This is a genomic window from Arthrobacter sp. SLBN-122 (assembly GCF_006715165.1).
GTDB lineage: Bacteria > Actinomycetota > Actinomycetes > Actinomycetales > Micrococcaceae > Arthrobacter.
This window is the reverse complement of the sequence record NZ_VFMS01000001.1, coordinates 4290073-4307868: the sequence shown is the minus strand read 5'-3', so window position 1 is coordinate 4307868 and position 17796 is coordinate 4290073. Positions and strand designations below refer to the sequence as shown.

General features: G+C 63.1%; 18 protein-coding genes. 7 read left to right on the top strand and 11 right to left on the bottom strand.

The window, feature by feature from the left end:
• Window positions 1-9: 9 nt before the first annotated feature.
• On the bottom strand, window positions 10-759 hold the full coding sequence (locus FBY36_RS19780; protein ID WP_142122191.1) for a DUF4386 domain-containing protein: 750 nt from the start codon (window positions 757-759) through the stop codon (window positions 10-12).
• A 105-nt stretch (window positions 760-864) separates the two neighbouring features.
• Window positions 865-1584 (bottom strand): DUF4389 domain-containing protein, encoded by a 720-nt coding sequence (locus tag FBY36_RS19775; protein WP_142122189.1) that lies wholly within the window; start codon window positions 1582-1584, stop codon window positions 865-867.
• Between the two features lie 198 nt (window positions 1585-1782).
• Here FBY36_RS19775 and FBY36_RS19770 point away from each other — a divergent pair, with 198 nt between their 5' ends.
• Both FBY36_RS19770 and FBY36_RS19765 read left to right on the top strand, forming a co-directional pair.
• A complete protein-coding gene (locus FBY36_RS19770) occupies window positions 1783-2127 on the top strand; it encodes a helix-turn-helix transcriptional regulator (RefSeq protein WP_142122187.1) in 345 nt (114 codons plus the stop codon).
• A gap of 1238 nt (window positions 2128-3365) precedes the next feature.
• Window positions 3366-3971: a hypothetical protein gene (locus tag FBY36_RS19765; protein WP_235008909.1), complete on the top strand. Its 606-nt coding sequence runs from the start codon at window positions 3366-3368 to the stop codon at window positions 3969-3971.
• Window positions 3972-4601: 630 nt separating this feature from the next.
• On the opposite strand, the gene FBY36_RS21200 is transcribed toward FBY36_RS19765, so the two are convergent.
• Window positions 4602-4943, bottom strand: coding sequence for an EthD family reductase (locus FBY36_RS21200; protein WP_142122183.1), 342 nt, complete (start codon window positions 4941-4943; stop codon window positions 4602-4604).
• Window positions 4944-5206: 263 nt separating this feature from the next.
• Between FBY36_RS21200 and FBY36_RS19755 the strand changes: the two genes are divergently transcribed.
• Window positions 5207-5389 (top strand): DUF4259 domain-containing protein, encoded by a 183-nt coding sequence (locus FBY36_RS19755; protein ID WP_235008908.1) that lies wholly within the window; start codon window positions 5207-5209, stop codon window positions 5387-5389.
• A gap of 31 nt (window positions 5390-5420) precedes the next feature.
• Here the strand turns inward: FBY36_RS19755 and FBY36_RS20605 are convergent, their stop codons facing one another.
• From FBY36_RS20605 to FBY36_RS19725, 6 genes are all read right to left on the bottom strand, one after another.
• Window positions 5421-5675: a hypothetical protein gene (locus tag FBY36_RS20605; protein WP_160141911.1), complete on the bottom strand. Its 255-nt coding sequence runs from the start codon at window positions 5673-5675 to the stop codon at window positions 5421-5423.
• 115 nt (window positions 5676-5790) lie between these two features.
• Window positions 5791-6966, bottom strand: coding sequence for a serine hydrolase domain-containing protein (locus FBY36_RS19750; RefSeq protein ID WP_200830537.1), 1176 nt, complete (start codon window positions 6964-6966; stop codon window positions 5791-5793).
• A 743-nt stretch (window positions 6967-7709) separates the two neighbouring features.
• Window positions 7710-8477, bottom strand: a complete 768-nt coding sequence (locus FBY36_RS19740) for an SCO1664 family protein (RefSeq protein WP_142122179.1) — start codon at window positions 8475-8477, stop codon at window positions 7710-7712.
• On the bottom strand, window positions 8477-9031 hold the full coding sequence (locus tag FBY36_RS19735; protein ID WP_142122177.1) for a DUF3090 domain-containing protein: 555 nt from the start codon (window positions 9029-9031) through the stop codon (window positions 8477-8479). The genes FBY36_RS19740 and FBY36_RS19735 overlap by 1 nt, the downstream gene beginning before the upstream one ends.
• Window positions 9032-9040: 9 nt before the next feature.
• Window positions 9041-9748 carry an MSMEG_4193 family putative phosphomutase gene (locus FBY36_RS19730; RefSeq protein ID WP_142122175.1) on the bottom strand — a complete coding sequence of 236 codons (708 nt, stop codon included), beginning with the start codon at window positions 9746-9748 and terminating at the stop codon, window positions 9041-9043.
• A 64-nt stretch (window positions 9749-9812) separates the two neighbouring features.
• A complete protein-coding gene (locus tag FBY36_RS19725) occupies window positions 9813-10175 on the bottom strand; it encodes a UBP-type zinc finger domain-containing protein (protein WP_142122724.1) in 363 nt (120 codons plus the stop codon).
• Between the two features lie 252 nt (window positions 10176-10427).
• Between FBY36_RS19725 and FBY36_RS19720 the strand changes: the two genes are divergently transcribed.
• From FBY36_RS19720 to FBY36_RS19710, 3 genes are all read left to right on the top strand, one after another.
• Complete coding sequence (locus FBY36_RS19720; protein ID WP_142122173.1) at window positions 10428-12176, top strand: FAD-dependent oxidoreductase; 1749 nt, start codon at window positions 10428-10430, stop codon at window positions 12174-12176.
• Window positions 12176-13048, top strand: a complete 873-nt coding sequence (locus FBY36_RS19715; RefSeq protein WP_142122171.1) for a hypothetical protein — start codon at window positions 12176-12178, stop codon at window positions 13046-13048. Before FBY36_RS19720 ends, FBY36_RS19715 begins: the two co-directional genes overlap by 1 nt.
• A 70-nt stretch (window positions 13049-13118) precedes the next feature.
• On the top strand, window positions 13119-13970 hold the full coding sequence (locus tag FBY36_RS19710) for a phosphotransferase (RefSeq protein WP_142122169.1): 852 nt from the start codon (window positions 13119-13121) through the stop codon (window positions 13968-13970).
• Between the two features lie 61 nt (window positions 13971-14031).
• Here FBY36_RS19710 and FBY36_RS19705 read toward each other — a convergent pair whose 3' ends face one another.
• Window positions 14032-14532: a DUF2087 domain-containing protein gene (locus tag FBY36_RS19705; RefSeq protein WP_142122167.1), complete on the bottom strand. Its 501-nt coding sequence runs from the start codon at window positions 14530-14532 to the stop codon at window positions 14032-14034.
• A gap of 307 nt (window positions 14533-14839) precedes the next feature.
• Here FBY36_RS19705 and FBY36_RS19700 point away from each other — a divergent pair, with 307 nt between their 5' ends.
• Window positions 14840-15652 (top strand): nuclease-related domain-containing protein, encoded by an 813-nt coding sequence (locus tag FBY36_RS19700; protein ID WP_142122165.1) that lies wholly within the window; start codon window positions 14840-14842, stop codon window positions 15650-15652.
• Window positions 15653-15884: 232 nt separating this feature from the next.
• On the opposite strand, the gene FBY36_RS19695 is transcribed toward FBY36_RS19700, so the two are convergent.
• Window positions 15885-17744, bottom strand: coding sequence for a vWA domain-containing protein (locus tag FBY36_RS19695; protein WP_142122163.1), 1860 nt, complete (start codon window positions 17742-17744; stop codon window positions 15885-15887).
• Window positions 17745-17796 lie beyond the last annotated feature (52 nt).

The window sequence follows — 17796 nt, the reverse complement described above, 5'->3', positions numbered from 1 at the left end:
CGTCACTGGTTATGGGTGGCCCGCGGTCAGAGCTGTCGGCTTGAAACCCTTGGTGATCAACCAGATGCCCAGTGACAGTTCGAACACGGCGACGGGCAGTGCGGCCAGAACGGCGATCGGGGACACCTGGGAGTAGGCGCCAAAGAAGACTGCGATGTCGGAGGCAAGGAGCAGCGGTGCGCCGACGAATGCGACCATCGGGAGGATACGGGGCACGAGCGCCGAGCGGAACAGCACGTAGCCGAGCAGAAGGTCGCAGGCCACGGGCATCAAGCTTTGCGATAGAAGGAACGTCCAGTTGTAGGTTGCGACCAAGCCATGGCTCATTGTGACCAGTGAGGCGGAGTCCGTCCCGGCGGTGCCGGCAACGTCGTTTCGCAGGGTCGTGATCGACAGCAGGCTGACGACGCTGACGAATATGAGGCAGGTTTCCACTAGTCGAGCGGCCACGAATCCGAGTGCCGCGGTTTGGCTGACCCGCTTGGCCACCGGATAGAGCACAACGGCGGTGCCGATTCCGGCCAGTCCGACGATGACCTCGGACAAGGCACCCCACTGCACGGCGGCAGTGCTGCCGGCGCCCAAGACGAAAGCGCCGGCGTCATCCTTTACCCCTTTGTAGAGGGCGAGGGTTGGGATGGAGACAAAGGTGAGCACGTACAGGATGCCGGCGGCCAGAGAGATTCGCCTCATTGGATGCATTCCGCGCTGCCCGGTGGGTCCGCGGAGCGGCGGATTGATATTGATGTTGGCCGTCATGACTACTCCTTTGAAAGCTGACTTACTCCCCGGCTAATAGGGCTGTCGGACGCGGTAGCGGATCCGAATAATGATGGGCGGTCCCTTCCCCGGGGGTGGACCCTTCTATGTCGTCGGCAGTGGTTCCGGCCCGATCATGACGGGGGTGTCTGCGCTGGGTGGTGGTTCGCTGCCGCCCATGTCGAGCCGCAACGGGGGATATTGGTCGGTCATCAGCGCTGCGTAGGCGGTGACGCGGAACACCCAGCGGTTCATGCCCATGAGGAGGTCGAACAACCCGCGGGGGTAGCGGTCAGCGAAGAGCAGGACGAGACCGGCGATGCATACCAGCAGGCCGATCAGGCCGCTGCCGTAGGCCCAGGCGTTGCCGTCACGCACCTGGTTGTAGCTGCCGAAGGCGGCTCCGGTGAACACTCCGATGATTAGGTAGTGAGGGAGTGCGAGCAGCCACCATTTCACCAGTACGAGTCCGCGTGACAGCGACTGTGGATAGTCAACGGACAGCCGTGCCGGGTAGTCGGGATCGTCGGCCAGTGTGAACGGCGGATAGTGATCGGTTGCCAGTGCACTGTAGGAGTAGAAGCTGACCCGCCACGTCCAGCGCAGCACGCCAACGTTAAAGTCAAAAATTGCCCGTGGGTAGCGGCCTGTGAACAAGATCGCGAAGAACGCCACCACCGACAGCACCAGGAAAACGAACCATAGGAAGAATAAGACAATAACGTGAGGGATGATCAGCAGCCATTTGACCAGCCACAGCCAACGGCTCAGGTGCGGAGATCGCGCTCCGTCGACAGCGAGCGGGTACGAAGTTTGTTGTGCCATGAGAAATCCTTCCTCGAGCTGTAGGCACGTGCTCCGACAGTGTGTCGGTCATACAGGGTCGGGCGGGGTCTCTCCAGTTCGGCCAGGTCCGCGACGTTGTCGGCGGTGGGGCATTCTTGCGCCGATACCGGCCACGGTAGGCCGTTGCACACGACAGGTCAATAGGGACATGTCCCCTATGACAGCTACTATTGAGGGATGGCTGAATGGGGCTTTCTAACTAATCACCTGCATGCGCTTTACTGCGTGGCGCGCCACCCCGGCATACGGATCCGTGAGATCGCCGAAAGCGTGGGCGTCCAGGAGCGCGCCGCACACCGACTCGTGGCGGATTTGGTCGAGGGTGGTTACCTGACCCGCCGCCGGGTCGGGAGTCGCAACTTCTACGAGCTACATCCGAATCAGCCGCTCCGCCGGGAAGGTCTGGACGAGGTCGCGGTCGGCGAGATCCTCGACGTCCTCCTTCGAAGAGGTGAAGAAGTCGGTGTCCCCGCGCTGCCGACAATACATCCCAATGAGGGGAAGGTGGCAGAGTCCAGTTGAGGCCAAGACGCGCCCGCCGACTTCGCCATCTACTCGGTAACGCCGTGGTTCCGCGGCAGTCCTGTTCGTTTACACCCCGCCGGGGGCGCCATTGTCTTCCACCACGACCTGCAAGACGCCGACGACCCGAAGATTCTCTTCACCCCCCCGGGGGTAGGGGCAAGCCGGATCAGGCCCTACTGATTGTCTCTTCTTCTGGTGCTTCGCGGAGGCCATGATTAGCTATACGGCCCTATGCGCCGGCCAGCCAGAAGACGGCTGGGCAATTCCAGAAGAAAACGTCATACGATCCGGAAACTGCTTTGCAGATGGGGGGCCATCACTGGCTGGCCCAAATGTATGACGGTGAGTACCGCCGTCAATCTAATTGCGGGAAGAAGGATCCCAGCAATGCCCGGTGGTCGGGGAGGCTCTCCAGCCGCGACCACCCCCAAGATCCCCATAGCCGCGACTACTACTAGGCGGGCGATCGCAGTATTTCCTGGGATCATCGGCTCGTCCAATCGGAGTTCGTCATGTTCGCAGACTTAATGTGCAAGCTCAACATCCATCACCAGTGGCACACAGAACACTCCGATGATGGAGACCTGTACAGACGCTGCCTTCATTGCGGCAAGGACGGAGACGATGGAGACGGTGCCTCAGACAACTGGGCCCTAAGGCGCTGGTGGTAGGTCTCTGCAGCGGAACGCAGAGCAGGCCGGGTTGCTTAGGATGTCCTGCAAGCGATTCGACGACGTCTCCCTTCAACTTTTGCCGGTACACCGGGGGCATGCAGAGGCCATCATTGAAGGGTCACAGCGCTGCAATTTGAATCGAAGACTGTCATGGCCAGGCCCGGGGACGGTGTTCTTTCAGCAGGGACGAGACCAATTCATTCGGAAAGTGTAGCTTTGAGCACTTCATCAACAGCCCCCTAGTGCGCCTTTTCGGGCACGTGGGGCCGAGGCTTTGGCGAACCAGCGGGGATGACCGCATTCGCCCGACGGGGGATTCACCATCCGTTCCCCGTTGTCCAAAAAGGGGGAGCATTTGCTCCTGGCATCTCTTGTGGTCATTGTTGGCTGAGCGTAACGTCCGCAGCATAAGGGTTGCCTTTGGAGGCCTCCATGCGGGTGCTGCTACGCCATTTCATTTCCATGACATCAGTGTTGTCCGTTTGCCTCGGCCTTTCGGCGTGCACTGCCACGGAAACGCCATCTCCCGCACCGACTACGGAGGTACGCACGGTCCCACGGGTGCCCACGGTCCCACCGCTGCCGGACAGCGGCGACATCGACCCCGGTACATACCTCGTCACCAGCTTCAAAGAGAATTTCGAGATCACCGTCCCAGGCGGCTGGGTGAGTAAAGACGGCGATGGCCTGGGAAAGGACGACCCGGATCACCCGGATGACTTGGGGGTCTTCGTCGGTTGGTGGCCCTCCAACCATGTGCCCAGGGACGCATGCAAGTGGCAGGGCTCGCTCGTCGAGGTCAATCCGTCGGCCAAGGCCTTCGTCGACGCGATGACGGCGCAGACATCAACGGCCAGCACCCCTCCCGTCGAGGTCATGGTGGGCGATTACTCCGGGGTCGAGTTCGACCACTCCGTGGAGGGCCACGTGGACATCAAAGCCTGCGACAACGGTCAGTTTTGCGTCCACTCAGAATATTCGAACCTATGCACACGCTGGTACTCGAGCACTGCTGAGCGCGAAACCTACCGGGTGGTCAATCTGGACGGCCATCGCGCTATGTTCTGGGTGGTCCAATTCCACGAATCGACTAGTCCGGAGCTGACAAGGGAGGCTCGCGCCGTCTTCGACTCGATCGTGTTCAAGCTCCGAGAAGTGTCCAGCTGATGCGATAGGCGATCACAAGCCGAAAATTCGTCACGATTGGCATGCCGAGCACGCCGAAGACGGCAGCTTGTATATGCACTGTCTCCGCTGTGGAAAGGACGACAATGAGCGCCAGCGGGGAGACGACAACTTTAGCGCTTGGTCAGGTGGGTAAAACCGAGGCAACGCTGTTCATCGCCCGCCCGCCGACGGCTACTGCCCTCTCCGTGGACATCCAGTGGTGGACGCCATCGCCTTCCAGCACGACATCCTGGGCGCCGACGACGCGGCAGCTTCTTCACCCTCCCGGGCTGAGCCTTCCCCCTGCTGGTCCTCAGCAGCATTGAGAACCAGCAATTGCTGGTTTCGCCGCGACTGGGCGAGGGCCATCATTGCATTGCCGGAGTGACTGCTGCAGCGATTGGAGAGGGTTATGCGCAAGGCACTGCTGTGCAAGCTAAAGATTCAACACGACTGGCATGTCGAACACGCCGAAGACGGCACCTCTACAGCCGCTACAGCCGCTGCCGTCGCTGCGGTAAGGGCGACGATGACCGCGGCGGCGGGCGTCGCCGCGGCGACTTCAGTAGATGGCTGGGGCCGACCGGAGGAGGCGGCGGATTCGGTTAGCGGACAACCCCGCCAGCTTCTTCACCCTCGTTGAGTAGGCGGCTGAAGGCCAGGTGGAGTGGCCGAATCCGCCGCAGCCAGAGCGATCTCGACTTGCGCATACATGGGTTCCGGCGCTGGGCCGATGCCGGATGCTCCTCCCGCCCAGACCACGACGATCGTTGACGTGTCCATAAATTCGCGGGCATCGGCGATCACAGCCGACCATTCCGGGGACTGCGTCGCTGCCGCTGCAGCCTCACGGCTTTCGAACCAAACTTCGCCCAGGTCTGCATATGGAGGGTCTGCTCCATCGAGTGCCGGCATACAGCGGTTCTGAACGTACGCCTGCACTCCCGGAACGGCCAGCACTAGGGGGGACATGGCGCGTCAGCCACCGCTGCACGGCTTCTTCATGGTCCAGTTCCCTTTGGACCTGCCAACTCGTCAGCCTCTTGATCCTGAACGCCTCGCATACACCGGACAAGAGCGGAGCCTCAAATTATCAACTGACCATGAACAGGTCCATACGTCCTTAGCCGGCACGTCCAGCAGTTAGGCGCTGAGATGTCATCCGGAAAGGTGCTGTCCGGGCGGGTCAGGGCACTGTCATGGTGGTGCCAGCACACCGGACACCGAGAGGGGCGATGATGGGCGCATGGGGCTTCCTGCCGTTTGAAAATGACGACGCGCTGGACTGGCTGGACGAACTCGAAGGTAGCGGTGCTGACGTTATCCGCGGGGCGCTGGCCAAAGCGAACGACGGCTACGTCGAAGCTCCAGAGGGCAGTGTCGCCATCGCGGCTGCCGACACCACTGCAGCATGCTAAGGCGTTGAGGTAGCTGCCAGTACCGCCCGTGTCACGCGAGGGCCATCATTGAAATTGCCAGATACGCGGACGGGAGAAGGCCATGAAGGCCCTGTTGTGCAAGTTGAATATCGGCCATAAATGGCATGTCGAACACGCCGAAGACGGCAGCTTGTATAAGCGCTGTCTCCGCTGCGGAAAGGACGACGATGAGCGCCAGAGGGGAGGAGGAGAGTTCAGCGGCTGGGTAGGACCAGTCGGAGGAGGCGGGATCTGAACGGCCGTAGGGTGGCAACAGAACTGCCACGGATCTGCTGATTCTTGTTCGGGTCCCCATCATTGAATGGCAAGCAGGGTTCGATACCCGGGCCTGCGCAGGTTCTCCCGTTCCTGGTGTGCCGTCTGAGCGAGCACGGCCTTTCTCAGCCGGCCGGCTTGCAGATGCGGTCCAATGCCTCGTTGAGTGAAGACTCGATTCGGCCGTTCAGGTAGTCGCGCTTGTCGCGCGTGGAGGGGTCCTCTAACTCGGTAGGCATTGGTGGTGTTGTGACTGTCATCGCGGCCTGGTACCGCCCGTCTCCGCTGCTGACTACGACGGTCTGGTATTCCCAGAACGAGCCCCGGCCCTCGTGCCGCGAGTTTTTCGAGCATCCGTCCGCATGCTCCCATACGCCCAGCCCGTACGGACGGAAGCTGGGGCTGGTCTTCATCTCCCGCAGGGACGACGCTGAGACCGCCCGTCCCTGGAATATTCCGGCCATGAGGAGGTTCAGGTCCTCCATCGTGGAGACAGCGCCGTCGGCCGGGTTGCCGACCGCGAAGGTATTGTCTGTGGTGTCTACCCGTTCACCGCGCAGGGTCACGTAGCCGCGCAAAAGACCGGCTTCGTGCGGGTCAATGCGGTCCAGGCTGGTGTTCTTCAAACCGAGAGGGCCTAAGACCTCCTCCTGCAGTACTTGGACGAAGGGCTTGTGCCGCAGCGTCTGGATGAGGAGGCCGAGTGCGAGGTAATTGGTGTTCGAGTACTTGAAAGTCCCGACATCGGCAGAGGTCCAGGGGAGGGTCCCTGCCAGTTGCAGGCCCCGCTCCATCGTGAGTGTTTGGCTCAGCACAGGGCGGAAGTCAACATCCTTTGGGAGGGCATCATTGACCTCAGGCATTCCGGACGTATGGCTGAGCAGTTGCCTCACAGTGATCGGAGCCGGAGGCTTAAGCGTGGATGTAAACCCGGGAATGACGTCATTGACGGGATCGTCCAGCCCGATGAGGTTGTCGTCCACGAGCTTCAGCGCGGCCACGGCCGTCATCGTCTTGGTGACGCTGGCGACCTCCGCCCGGTCCGTGGGCTGAGCCGGAGCCCTGGTCTCGAGGTCGCGCACGCCGTAGGCCCTGGACCACTCGCCCTCGGGCCAGCGAATCTGGACGACGGCGGCCACCGCGCCTTCGTCCATGAACAGCTGGACCTGATTTTCCAAGGAAGCGAAGGGGCTGGGCGAGCTCGATGGCTGTGCGGGCTCATCGTTGGAATAGGTACAGCCAGAGACAAGGAGGACCGCTGCCAGCGACGCCCGCCTCAATACGTAATTCTTCGTGCTCATTGCCGGATCCGCTCGGGACGAGATGACAGGTTAGCGGCCGCCCACGGCACCACGTCCGGCCAAACCTGTGGCGGCACCGTCGCCCCAGCCCCTCAATCTTAGGACTGAGCGGCGCGGTGGGGAATCCTTCGCGCAGCAGCCCAGCCTCGGGGCGGCGACCCGTAGCATGCGGCAAAGAGGCGGGTGACGTCACAGACCGCAGATCCTTGACTGCCTTCATACTGCGCCCGGGTCGGCGATCGTCCGTTGTGACGTTCCGGTGCGCTTGGAGGACATCGCGGACCCAGGTCCACTCATGCGGGCCGTAGCGATCGTTGTTGACGTGATGGAGTTCGGCCTCGCCGCTGAACATGCTGACGAAGTACTGCATACCCTGCCACGAGGAAAGCCTGGTCTGGGTCCTTCGACAGGCGCCGGCCGATCCTGCCCACGGCTGCCAAGGTACCGGTGGTACCGGCCCATTGCAGGGCGAGACCCGGACCAGGGAGTCGCCGCGTAGGAGTTCGCTAACAATGCGCTGGCCGAGGTCACCGGCGGCTCCGGCGACGAGAACGGTGACGGCAGTGACGATGTGCTCTTCTCGGGAGGGATGGGCGCTGCAGCCCGATAGGAGCAGCCGCCCCGAATTGTCCAGGTAAACGCCGTTCGAGCCGGGCCCTCCTGTAGAAAAAGTACTCGGCGACGAAGCAGTGGACTGCCCGTTGAATTGGGCGGCAAGAGCTAAGTCCGTCTCCCTGATGTCCTTAAAACAGCGGCCAGGGCACCGCGGGCATCCCACCCCTGGGAGCAGGGAACCGCCGTGTCATCCGCAACCGGGCGCAGCGCGCCACGAGCGACGCAATTTCTTCGGCACTGATCAGGTCCGCCAGGCTTTGGCCCAGCTCACCGTCCAGACCTTCGATGACGCGGTCGATGCCCTCAAGTTCCTCGGCCGACAGGGCGTCTCCCAACCACCCCCACAGCACTGTGCGCAGCTTGTGGTCACGGTGAAAGGTGAGCCCATGGTCCACGCCGTGCCGGTGTCCGTCAGGCATGGCAAGAATGTGATCGCCTTTGCGGTCAGCGTTGTTGACGACGACGTCGAATACCGCCATGCGTCTTAGCTCCGGCGTGTCCTCATGTATGAGGGCGACCATCCGCCCCGTCTCATCCTGCCCCTCGAGGACCTGTTTCCACCCGGTCTCCGGAATATCGTCCGCGGCAACGAGATCCACCGCGTTCTGGTCGGGATCAGTCTGCTGCCACAGCTGCACCATTCCTTGGCCCAGGGGACCATCGCGGAGCCAGGTGCGTGGCACCACGTTCCAGCCCAGGACCTCAGAAACCAGATAGGCGGCCACCTCCCGGTGGGCAAGGAAGCCGTCGGGAAAATCCCACAGCGGTTTCTCCCCGGCTATCGGCTTATAAACCACCGTGGTGTCGCCGATGGTCGCAAGGAAGGTGGCATTCGACGCCGTTGTGATGCGCCCGGTGAGCGTCAGCTCGGCAGTCAGGAGGTCGGGTGCCGGCATCAAACCTCAGGCAGGGTGCAGACGTGTCCGTCGGGGTCCACTGGAGAACCGCAGAGCGGGCACGCGGGACGCCCGGCTCCCACCACCTCACGGGTCCGCTTGGCGAACGCACGGGCCGTACCAACCGGCATCCGCACCAGCAACATTTCGGCCACCTCAGCGTCGTTCCCATCAACCGGGTCGTCGTCATCGTCAGCATCAACATCGCTGAGCGGGTATGCCTCGATGATCACCTGCGCCGTCGTCGGGTCCCAGCCCAAGGTCATGGCGCCGGTTCGAAACTGTTCCTCGACCGCCTCGAGCGGGTCATTGTCCACGAGTTCGATGGGCGTACCCGTGGGAATGCTGAAGGGGTTACCCTCGAGGGCGATGAGCTGATCGAGGATTTCATCAATCTTCCCGGCGAGCTCGGCCGACTGTTGCTTCTCGAGGGCGATGCTCACGATTTGCTTGCCGGTGCGGACCTGCAAGTAGAACGTACGTGCCCCCGGGAGGCCGACGGTGCCGATGACAACCCGGTCAGGCCAGGCAAACTCGTGAACGCGTGTGGGCATGTGAGTATTTTAGGCACACGAGGTTCCCTTCGCCGTTTGCCCCGCACCTCCGCCCACCGACGCATCCCCGGACTTGATGCCGTTCGACAGCCACGACAGGTCCCCGGCGTCCGTGTTTGTCGCGTAGACGCTGGGCCGCACAGCACCATAATGCACGATCGATACGGAGGCAGGGCCCACGTTAATGCGCTGGAATAGGTCGAGGTGCATACCGAACGCATCGGCGAGGATCGATTTGATGATGTCACCGTGGCTTACTGCCGCCCACACGGCCCCTGGCCCGTACTCGGCTTCGAAGGCTGCATCGTGGCGCCGGATTGCTGCCACTGACCTGGCCTGCATCGCCGCCATGGATTCACCACCGGGAAAAACGACGGCGGACGGCTGAGACTGCACAGCCGCCCACAGGTCTTCGGCCGCGAGATCACTAAGCAGGCGGCCCTGCCACTGGCCGTAATCGCACTCCGTGAGATCGGGATCGGTCGGCGCAGAAGGATTACCCGCCTGGCGATCGAGGATGAGCTGGGCGGTTTGCTGGCAACGCTCGAGGGGACTCGATACCACCCCGGCCAAGGGCACGGCAGCGAGCCGGTCTCCCGTCAAAGCTGCCTGCTCCCGCCCGATCTGGTCCAAGCTGACGCCGGCCGCCCGGCCGGCCAGCAGTCCAGCGGCGTTGGCTGTGGTGCGGCCGTGCCGCACGAGGATAACTGTTGCCATCCCTACAGCCTAACCAGCCTCCTTCGCTGAATCCCGGCGTCGAATGGTTGTTTGAAATCCGCGGCTACCGGTGCAGGCGCTCCCGCCAGTCCGCCGGTACCATCTCTGCCGGTGCAGGTGACGGCTGCTCCAGCGGTCTGGACTGGGGGTCCGGAAGCCGCGGGCCGCGGAAGAACTTCTTTGTGGTGTGCTCGTAGAACCAGTTCTCGCCGGGTTCAAAGGATCTTATGACGGGGTGTCCGGCGGTGCGGGCATGGGTACTGGCATGCTGTGAGGGCGATGAATCGCAGCAGCCGATGTGGCCGCATTGGGCGCAGCGGCGAAGATGCAGCCACCAGCCCGGGCCATCACCGCTGAGGCACTCCAGGCATCCTGTTCCACTGGGCGTGGCGGTGAGGCTGATTCCCCGAACAGGGCGGTCCTCCATGGAGTCCTCCATTTCAATTCCTCCGCTTCTTCACAAGTACAGGTCATCCCGCTTGCCACTGATTGGAGCAATTCTGGCACTATCTCCGCGGCCTTGGAATGACGCATCAGGGCGTCAAACACGGGGTCCGATAGGACACTTGCTTCGGTGGCGAAGGACCGTCCCGGAGGGTAAGGAGCACCCTTGTACCCGGTGTCGCAGCGCGAGTATCGTGAGCGCCACCGAACCATTGAACCGGAAAGACGGCGGCCCATGGATGACCCGGTTCCGATCATGCTGATTGCCACCACGGACGCGACCTCCCGGCGCATTCTTGGGGATGAGTTACGTCGACGGTACGGTGCCGACTACGAGGTGTTGGTCTGCGACAGCCACGCGCACGGGCGGGCGGTGCTGGAGGGGCTCCGCCGCTGGAACCGCCAGGTGGCCCTCATCCTCGGGTGCTACGGACCGGCCGACCGCGGAGGACTTGATTTCCTGCGGCGTGCCTATGGGTTTCACCCTGCGGCCAAACGTGCTGTTGTGGTGACATGGGGTGACTTCGCAAGCGCCCCAACTGTCTTCCGCGCCGTGGCACAGGGGTACGCAGAACTGGTGATCATACGTCCCGAACGATTGCGCGACGAGGAATTCCATGGGGCTATTACCGACGCCCTTGACGACTGGCACCTTGCCCAGGGGGTCGGGTTCGAGGCGGTACGGCTTATCGGGGAGGTAGGGGACGAACGGACACACACCTTGCGTGACTCCTTGAGCCGGAACCACATCCCCGCCGTCTTCCATCCTGTAGGGTCCGCGACCGCGCAACAGACGCTGGAGAGCCTGGACCTGCGCGACCCCGTGCTGCCCGTCATGGTGCTTGAGTTCACCGCTCCACCAATTGTCCTCGAGAACCCCACTGACCTGGAGATCGCCGAAGCGATGGGCGTGACCCGGCCGCCGCCGGCGGACAAGATCTTCGACGTGGTGGTGGTTGGAGCCGGTCCCTCCGGCCTCGCGACCGCTGTTTACGCTTCCTCCGAGGGCCTCTCCACCATGGTGGTCGAGGGAGAGGCAGTGGGTGGCCAGGCCGGCACCAGCTCGCTCATCCGGAACTACCCTGGCTTTTCCCGCGGTGTGAGCGGGGCCCACCTGGCCTACCGCTCCTTCCACCAGGCCTGGACCCTGGGCACCGATTTCCTGTTCCTGCGCAAGGTGGAGGGGCTCCGCGTGGACGGAGCACTGTACGCCGTGTCGATTTCCGATGGCAGCATGGTGCATTCCCGCACAGTTGTGGTGGCCACCGGCGTGGATTACCGCCGGCTGGGCATACCCCAGTTGGAGGATCTGGTTGGCAGAGGCGTTTTCTACGGGGCGACAGTCTCGGAGGCGCCGTCAATGGCCGGGAAGCATGTTTGTGTTGTGGGCGGCGGTAACTCGGCCGGACAGGCAGTCCTGCACCTGGCCAGGTATGCAAAGAAGGTGACGCTGCTGGTACGCGGGCCCACACTGGCGGCCAGTATGTCGGAGTACCTTATCTCCCAACTTGAGGCCACGCGGAATGTGGCAATCCGCTTTGGCACCGCCATCGTAGGGGCCCGCGATCATGACGGTTTCCTTGCCGCCGTCAAGGTAGCCGCATCCGGAGCGGCCGATGTAGTCACGGGCGAGGAAATCGAAGCGGGCGGCTTGTTTGTGTTGATCGGTTCGGTGCCGCGGACCTCCTGGCTGCCCACAACTGTGGAGCGGGATCCAGCCGGGTTTCTGCGCACTGGCGGCAGGGATGTTAGTTACGGCGGCTCCGCCAGGCCGGACAGCTCCCCATTGGCGCTGGAAACCAGCATGCCCGGCATCTTCGCGATTGGCGACGTGCGGGCGGGTTCCATCAAGAGAGTGGCTACCGCAGTGGGGGATGGTGCCACCGTGGTTTCGATGCTTCATGCCTACCTGGCCGAACACCCTCTGCCGGCCGCGTCCGCTGCCCCTGGTGGGGCGGCCGCGCGCGAGGAACTGCCCCGGTGATGTCTGCTTCAACTGAAGCTGTACCGTTAATCCCGCCGATGCGGTGGCTGCTCTATGCCGCTGCGTTCCTCGTGTTTCTGGCCGGGCTCGTGCTGTTCGTCTTTCCGCTCCAAACTGATGAATTCTTCGCGTGGACCGTCAATCCGCCCATGACCGCTGTCTTCCTCGGCGCGGCATACTGGTCGAGTGCCGGCCTGGAGGTGACGGGCGCCCGGTCGGCGGGTTGGAATTCAGCGCGGCTGGCAGTCTGGCCCGTGTTCATCTTTACTGCATTGACTTTGGGCGTCACCCTGCTTCATATCGATCGCTTCCACCTGTCTTCAGACGCTGACCCCACTGCCCGGATAGCCACCTGGGCGTGGCTGGCAATTTATGCCCTGGTGCCCGTGGCGATGCTCATCATCAGCCGGATGCAGGTCCGGTCGCGGCGTCCCGATCCGAAGTCCGTGACAGCGGGACCACCAGTGCTGCCTCCTGCGCTCCGGCTGCTCCTGGTGGTAATCGCCGGGGTACTCCTGTTGTATGGCGTGGCGCTCCTGGCAGTGCCCACGCTGGCCGCGCAGTGGTGGCCGTGGGCCCTTTCCGAACTGACAGCGCGGGCCATCGGGGCGTGGCTGGTCGGTCTGGGGTGGGCGGCCGGGCAGGGTCAGTTCAGCCGCGACCTCAGCACTGTCCGCCCAGTGGCCCTGACCTCCGTTGCGTTCGTTCTTCTTCAGGTGCTTGGATTGCTGCGGTACGGCGGCGCCCTGGCATGGCCGAGCGGACCGGCGATCGCCTTCCTTACCGTTCTACTTGCCATTGGAGTGGCCGGCGGGTGGGCACTCGCGCTTTCGCTTTCGACGACTTCCCGGGGTCCGGCTGCTCCTGGTTGATCGGAAGGGTTCCTATGCTGCGCACAGGGCGCCGGGATCTTCCCCGAGCCAGCCTTGATAGGCTCCGGGCATGAAGGGATGGGACCGGGGCTGCCTGTCTGCGCCGCAAGCCGAACTGGTGGCACGGTGGCTGGGCCCGCCGGAACTCATTGAGGACTTGTCGTGGGGGCTGACGGACACGAAGGTCCTCAAGGTCCATGCCGGTGGCCTGGCGAGAATTGTGAAGGCCGCTGGCCGCGAGAATCATCACATCCACCGCGAGATCACGGCTCATGCCCCCTATACCCGCCCGCTCCTGGCTGCCGGCGGCGCACCGCTGATGCTGCACTCAAGTCGGTCCGCAAGGGTTATTGTCCTCGAATATCTCGACGGGAACCTCGTGGAAGGGACTGCAGGGGAACTGTCAGCGGAATTGCACCAACAGGCCGGGCAGCTGCTGGGCATGCTCCATGCAGAGGAACACCGGGTGGATGACCACTATGAAGCCCGGGCCACGCAGAAAGCCCTGAGCTGGCTTGACCGCCACCACAGGATTGATCCGAGACTGGAACGGGACGCCCGGCGGCACCTGCTGGACTACAGCCCTTCGCCGGTCAGGGTTGTTCCGACCCACGGTGACTGGCACCCGCGAAACTGGATCAGTCATGAAGGGCAGCTCAAGGCGATAGATTTCGGGCGGTTCGACTTCCGGCCGGCCGCGAGCGACTTCTGTCGGCTTGCAGTACGGCAGTGGCAGAAGGACCCGGCCCTCGAATTAGCGTTCCTGGACGGGTACGGAAAGGATCCGCGGGCGCAGGATCCGTGGCGGATCGAATTGCTGAGGGAAGCAGTCGGCACGGCCGTGTGGGCTTTTCTTGTGGGCGACACGGTCTTCGAAGCCCAAGGCCACCGCATGCTGGGTGAGGCCCTGCAGAACTTCTAGCCAGTAAACTCCCGGGCTGAATGAACGGATCGAGCCGCCGCCAGGGCTGGATAAAGCGGGGTTACTCCGCCAAGGAGTACGAAGAGCCCGAGGGCGTGCGCTCCAGTAGTCCAAAGTCGACCAGGTAGCGGCGCAGCAGCACAACGTCGTCGGTATAACTGAGGAGCCGTTCGTTGACTTGCCTCTCTGTTAACTTTTCTCCGGGCGCAATGACCTCACCCGCAATCCTGGCAAGAAGCTCCCGCCGATCCGCAACGTTTGCCGGGTATCTTTCGATCCGGCCGAGCCGCAGGAACCTGTCGAGCCCCGTCCGGGGCTGCCGGCGTGGCTGCTGGTCCAGCAGGTCGCGGAATATCGAGTCCGACGCTACCAAGTTGCCTGACGCCTGCTGCTCCACGAGCCCGGCTTCAAGAAGGCCGGCGATTGCCCGGTTCCGCCGCTGCTCCTTTACTTCAGGCAGGATGTCGGCAGGCGCAGCCCCGAGCACAATTTGGGCGTAGGCAATCCGGGCATCGCCGTTGCCGAGCGTTCCCAGGACCCGGCGCCAATGGGGGCCGCTCATTCTCCTGCTTCCGGCCACGTCAGTTTTCTCCTCTGCCGCCCAACCAAGCCACTTGTGTCAGTGGGTGATCAAAGATCGTAGCGTTGAAGCTCCTGTTGCCGGAAGCGGTGGCGGTGCCGTGGGCCTCGCATACCAGGTCTTCAAGGCCACGTATCTGAATCACTTGCCAGCGCCGAAAACTGCATGCTTTCCGCAGCGTTGCCCAAGTTTTCCGGAAAGATCCGGAAGCGGAGACCCAAAGGCGGAGCGAAGAATAATGGTGGCCCGTACGCTCGTGGATGCATGGACCAAAACTTGGGGGAGAACGATGAGCGCTGATACAGCACCAACACATCTTGGAGCCCGCATCCCTGGGCAGGCCGTCATCGAGGAGCTGCTGGCGCTCCAAAGTAAGGAGAGCCCACGCTCCGCCTTTCAGCGGATCTTCGGGGTCAGCCCATTGAGTTCGGAAAGCCAGACCTGGTACAGGGGCGCGCTGGGTGAGGTGGCAGTGGGGAGGATCCTGGAAAATCTGGGGCCAGAGTGGCTGGTACTCCACGCCGTCCCGGTGGGGACCGGATCCACGGACATCGATCACGTGCTGATCGGTCCTGCGGGTATCTTCACGATCAACACGAAGAACCACTCCGGCCAGCCCGTCTGGGTGGCTGGCCGGACGCTCATGGTTGCAGGGAGGAAGACCCGGCACCTCTACAACGCAGCGCATGAAGCGGCTCGCGCATCAAAGCTCCTCACTGCTGGCGCGGGCTTTCCTGTGAAAGTGAGTGCCGTCGTCGTCATTGTTGAACCGAAAAGCCTCACCATAAAGGCCCGGCCTGAGCAGGTGGCCGTGGTCACGGCCGCTCAACTGTTGCGCTGGTTGCACGGGTTCAACCCGGTGCTCGGCCCGGTGGAGCTTGCCCGAATATCCTCGGTGGCAGTCCAGCCTGGGACGTGGCACCGGCGGCCGGCTCCCCAAGGCGACCAGTTGGCGCTTCAACGGAGGTTTGACGGCCTCCGGATCCTTGTCAACCAGGCACGACGGCGGCGGGTAGCCTGGATGCTCGGAGTTCCGGCCCTAGTCTTCATGACGTTGACGAACCTTGGTGCCGCTGTCCTCCATGCACTGGGCGGGCGCTGAGGCTGCGGCGGGACATGTGGCCCTGTTGCTGGCCAGCCACCGCCTCCACAAAGGCCGTGGCGGCACGGGACCCCGCCGCCGGCAGCCGGGCGTCGTTCCATTCCGGTCCATCGCGCTCGGCGACGGCTGGATGATGCGCAGGATGCTGTTGAACATCCGGGAGCGGGCGGAAGCGGCCCGGATATATAGGAACGCCGGGCCTCGTCCGGCTCCCGGAGCCGGATGTCCTGGCCTAGAAGCTGGTCACCAGTTCGCCGAGCACCTCTTCGAGCCTGCTTGGATCTGTGGCGTCATAGTAGTGAGCCCCGCTGGACCTGGCGATTTCCCGGAGAGTGGCGACATCGGCGCCCGGTCCGTAAGCGAGGGTAAAGACGAGCACCGGCGTCGAGTGGTTCTGGTGGCTCAACTGCTCCGAGAGCCCGCCCAGGTCCCCAGGGTGGCGGGTATCGTTCTTGCCGTCACTCAAGAGCACAATCGAGTTGATAAAGCTCTCTTTGTATTCCTTGGCTTGGTCGCTGGCGAACCGGCTCACTGCTTCGAACAGGGGTGTTGCTTCCACAGCCTGCAGCCCGTTGAGTTTGCTGATGAGGTCTTCCTTATTGGACTTCAGCGGGGCTACCGGGGTCACGATGCCGGGTTGCAGGGGACCGTCGCCTTCATGGGAGAAGGCGGCCAACCCGATCTCATCATCGCCGACAAAATGTTCCAGCGCCCTGGCAACGGCATCCTTGGCCCGCTGCAGTTTGGTCAGCCCGGGTTCCTGCACCATCGAGTCCGAGACGTCCAGCAGGAACAAGGCCCTGGCCCGCTTCCGGACCTCGGGGAAGCTGTCCTTGATGGCTGCAAGCGCCTCCGCTTTGGGCAGCGGCAGTGGCTGCAGCGTTTGGGCGTATTGTCCGGTTTTCGCCACCCCGGCATCCACGGCTCCCTGCGCCGACCGATAGCCTGAGGCCTTCACAACGTCCTGGCCCTGCTCGGTCGCGGCGAACGCAAGGAAATCCTGGGCCGCCGAACGCAACTGGCTCCCCACCCAATCGCCCTCGAGAATGACCGCAGGGTTGTCCGCGACGTAGACCCCATCCTGAGGGTAAATCGCTCTCAGCGGCTCCTTCGGCGGAGGCCCGGAGTGCTTGGTTTTGCCGTCCTCGCTGACTACTCCCCGGTTGTAGTCCCACACCGATTTTTCATCAACGATGACGGCGGAGAGGAATTCCGAGACCTTCCCGGCGTCGTCAGCCTGCCTCGTGTGCCACAGGAAGTGCTCCGGGGTGGCCATGTAATGGCTGGTGCCCAGTTCAACCGCGCGGACTCTATCGATCAGCGACGGCGCGTGCAGGTCCATGCCGTCCACACCACCTGCGCTGCCGCCGGCGGCACCATAGGAAGCAGCAAGGGCCAAGAGGCCGGCCGTTGAGACGAGTGGACTGGCCTTCCCAAACTTGAATTTTCCCCAGTCGCCATGGCCCAGGCGTTCCCAGATATCCTGTTCCCCGGCCATTTTGAAGACTTCGGACCATGACGGGGGTTGTTTGTCCCAGCCCAGGGCGGCAGTCATGGTCTCCGGCATGGCTACAACGATGGCGCTGCGGGCCACGATGGTGGCCTCCTGCGGGACAGGGCTTCCGCCGTCAGCTGCAGCCGCGATCCGCAACCATGCTGAGGAGTCCGGCAGCCAGATGGACGGCTTGTCTCCGGCGGCCATGCCGGGAAACTTCCCGGCAACCTTGTTGGCGGCCACTCCTGACTCTTCCTGGGTCACTGCCGGAGTCACGCATTTGCCGTCAACGTCTCGGGGTTTCGCTGTGTACCCGGCCGCCAAAGCCCGCACCATGTCGGCGTTTTCAAGTGACGTGAGGATGTTCAAGGAAATGCACGGCGGGTTTCCGGGAACTGATGCCGGGCTGTCCTGCGTCAGGGGTGAGGCCGCCGGGGGAGCACCCCCGGCATTCCCATTTCCCTCCGAACCGGCGGGGAAGATCAGCATTCGCAACACGAACCCGCCGCCCAGGATGAGGAGTGCCACGGTGCCCGCCGCAACGATCCAGATCCAGCGTGGATAGCTGACGTCAGCTGCTGCATGTCGGCGGCCCATGCTCGTTTCCTTTGAAATCCGCCGGGTTCCCCCGGTGTGAATGCAAATGATG